A 3,307-nucleotide genomic window follows, 5' to 3' on the forward strand; every position below is an offset into this window, starting at 1 on the left:
CTGGCGTTGTTTGAGCCGAAGGCGAGTTTAGCGAGACCCCGCCTGGACCGAGCACCGCAGGTTGCCCGCAGCGAAGCGAAGGGACGCAGCAACCAGGGTCGCCTTTTCTTTGCTTACTTTCTTTTGGCGAAGCAAAAGAAAGTGAGTTGCATGCCGGGCAACCCCCGGCCAGCAGAACTTAGAAGAGAGCACAGAGGGAGGAGCGCGCAAAGGCCGGCGCAAGACCCGGCCGGCAGTCGCGGGCCGCAGGCCGTGCAGTCCCCCATTGACAATTTACTTTAGCCATGAATAATTAATTTGTGAAATGTAAGTCGCTCTGGCGCGGAAATTGCGACGGCTTGCAGGACAAACGCAGGGGATGGTTATCGTGACAAGGCGGCAAAGCACCGGCTTGCTGAAGGCGTGGAGCCTGTTTCTCCGGAGCAATCGCATGACCGTGTTCAAGACTTCGCTGGCGGCGCTGCTGCTGGCTTTCAGCGCCGTGGGCGCCGCGCCCGCGCTGGCGCAAGGCTACCCCTCCAAACCGATACGCATCGTCGTGCCCTACCCGGCCGGCGGCGGCATCGACGTGATCTCGCGCGTGATCGGCGAGCGCCTGGGCCGCAGCCTGGGCCAGCCCGTGCTGGTCGACAACAAGCCCGGCGGCGGCACCATCCTGGCCGCCGATTTCGTCGCCAAGGCGCCGGCCGACGGCTACACGCTGATGGTCACCACCGACTCGACCATGACCATCAACCAGCACCTGTACGCCAAGTTGCCCTACGACCCGGTGAAGGACTTCGCGCCCATCACGCAGCTGGTGCTGCTCAACCAATTGCTGCTGGCCAACCCGGCCGTGCCGGCCAACAACCTCAAGGAGTTGATCGCCTACGCCAAGGCCAACCCCGGCAAGCTCAACTACGCCTCTTACGGCAGCGGCAGCCAGCCGCATCTGGCGATGGAAACGCTGAAGGCCCAGGCCGGCATCGACATCGTGCACGTGCCCTACAAAGGCATTCCGCAGGCCGTGCCCGCCGCGCTGGCCGGTGAGGTGCAACTGACCTTTTCGGGTGCGGCCTCGTCGCAGGCCTTTATCAAGGCGGGCAAGCTCAAGGCCCTGGCCGTGGGCGGCAAGACGCGCATGCCGCTGCTGCCCGACGTGCCGACGTTCACGGAGTCGGGTTTTCCGGACGTACCCTCGAACGCCTGGTTCGGCCTGTTCGCGCCCGCCGGCACGCCGCGCGACATCGTGATGAAGCTGCACGCCGAAGTCACGCGCATCCTGAAAGACCCGGAATTCGTGCAAAAGGAAATCGTCGCCAAGTCCTATGACCTGGTGGCCAGCACGCCGGAAGAGTTCACCGCCTTCCTGGTGGCCGACAGTGTGCGCAACGCGCGCGCGGTGAAGATCTCCGGCGCCAAGGTCGAATAGTTTTGAGCGCAACACCCATCTGGCGCGGCTACGACCAGGCCGAACTCGATCGCCAGTACAACAGCCGCGGCACCGTGCCCGACGTGACGGTCTACCTGCGCGAGTACGCCGAACGCAGCGCGGCGGCCAAGGCCTCGCTGGCCCGCATGGAAAACATCGCCTACGGCCTGGGCGACGACGACCGGCTGGACCTTTTCCCCGTGCCCGGCGCGCGGGGCCCGTCGCCGGTGATCGTGTTTCTGCACGGCGGCGACTGGCGCGCGCTGTCGAAAGACGACAGCGCCTTTGCCGCACCGGCCTACGTTGGCGCCGGCGCGATGTTTGTCGCGCTGGACTTCACGCTGGTGCCCCAGGCCACGCTGCCCGGCATGGGTGCGCAGGTGCGCCGCGCCTTGCACTGGTTGTGGCAGAACGTGGCGCTGCACGGCGGCGACCCGGCCCGCATCCACATCGCCGGGCATTCTTCGGGCGCCAACCTCGTCGGCCAGGTGCTGATGACCGACTGGGAACGTGAATTTGATGCGCCGGCCGACCTCGTCAAAAGCGCCTGCTTTATGAGCGGCCTCGGCGACCTCGAACCGGTGCGCTTGTCTTTCCGCAATGAAAAGCTGAATCTCACGCCCGAGCTGGTGGCCGAGGTCTCGCTGCTGCGGCGCGGCGCCGTGGTGCGCTGCCCGCTGCTGGTGGCGGTGGGCGGCAACGAGACCGAAGACTACCTGCGCCAAAGCCGCGAGGTGGCCGACTGGTGGACGGCGCGCGGCGAAGCGGCGCAGTTCATCGCGCCGGCCGGGCGGCACCACTTTGACGCGGTGCTCGAATGGGCGGACCCGGCCAGTGCGCTGTTCAAGGCGCAGCTGACGCTGATGGGCCTTGCATGAGCGGCATGAAGGTGAAGGGCCCGGCCGTCTGGCTGGACATGGACCAGGCCGAACTCGACGCCGCCTACAACCAGGCAGCCTACGCGCCCAATGCCGCCGAGGTGCTGCAGCGCTATGTGATGCGCAGCGAGGCCACGCGCGCCGCGTTGGGCGAGCCGCTGCGCTTTGCCTATGGCGAGAGCGCGATCGAAGGGCTGGATGTCTACCCCACACGCGTGCCTGATGCGCCGATAGCCGTCTTCATCCACGGCGGCGCCTGGCGCTCGGGCCGGGCGCGCGACTACGCCTTCCCCGCCGATGTGCTGGTGCCCGCCGGCGCGCATCTCGTGGTGCCGGATTTCGCGGCGGTGCAGGACGTGGAAGGCAGCCTGGCGCCCATGGCCGAGCAGCTCAGGCGCGCGCTGGCCTGGGTGCATGAGAACGCGCGGCGTTTCGGCGGCAATCCGCAGCGCATCCACGTACTGGGCCATTCATCGGGCGCCCACCTGGCCGGCGTGATGCTGACCACCGACTGGGCCGGCCGTTTAGGCCTGCCCGCCGACTTCATCAAAAGCGGCCTGTGCTGCAGCGGCATTTTTGACTTGAAGCCGCCGCGGCTGTCGGCGCGCAGCAGCTATGTGCGGTTTACCGACGAGATCGAAGAGGCACTGAGTCCGCAGCGCCATCTGGCGTTGCTCAACGCGCCGCTCATCGTTGCTTACGGCACGTCGGAGACGCCTGAGTTTCAGCGGCAGCCGCGGGATTTTGCGGCGGCTGTGGCTGCCGCCGGGAAGCCAGTGGAACTGCTGGTGGCTGAAGGGCTTAACCATTTTGAAGTGGTTGAAAGTCTTGGGTGCAGTGATGGACTGCTGGGTGCGGCAGTCCTCGCGCAGATGGGGCTGGGGTGAAGAGTGTTTGTGTTTTTGGCGCTGAGGTTGGTTTGGGTTCCGGGGCCGGGGTTGCCGGCAGCAACTCACTTTCTTTTGCTTCGCCAAAAGAAAGTAAGCAAAGAAAAGGCGACCCGCAGTCTGGGTCCCTG

At 65.9% G+C, this 3,307-nt stretch carries 3 protein-coding genes; all 3 read left to right on the plus strand.

What is annotated here, in order from left to right; genetic code table 11:
- Positions 1 to 430 precede the first annotated feature (430 nt).
- Genes ACSQ27_RS24205 through ACSQ27_RS24215 form a run of 3 tightly spaced genes read left to right on the plus strand, consistent with a single transcriptional unit; the run spans position 431 to position 3,176 of the window.
- Positions 431 to 1,411: a Bug family tripartite tricarboxylate transporter substrate binding protein gene (locus ACSQ27_RS24205; protein ID WP_436158053.1), complete on the plus strand. Its 981-nt coding sequence runs from the start codon at positions 431 to 433 to the stop codon at positions 1,409 to 1,411.
- Positions 1,412 to 1,413: 2 nt separating this feature from the next.
- Complete coding sequence (locus ACSQ27_RS24210; RefSeq protein ID WP_436158054.1) at positions 1,414 to 2,289, plus strand: alpha/beta hydrolase; 876 nt, start codon at positions 1,414 to 1,416, stop codon at positions 2,287 to 2,289.
- Complete coding sequence (locus tag ACSQ27_RS24215; protein WP_436158055.1) at positions 2,286 to 3,176, plus strand: alpha/beta hydrolase; 891 nt, start codon at positions 2,286 to 2,288, stop codon at positions 3,174 to 3,176. The genes ACSQ27_RS24210 and ACSQ27_RS24215 overlap by 4 nt, the downstream gene beginning before the upstream one ends.
- Positions 3,177 to 3,307 lie beyond the last annotated feature (131 nt).

Source organism: Polaromonas sp. LjRoot131 (genome assembly GCF_964252805.1).
GTDB lineage: Bacteria > Pseudomonadota > Gammaproteobacteria > Burkholderiales > Burkholderiaceae_C > Polaromonas.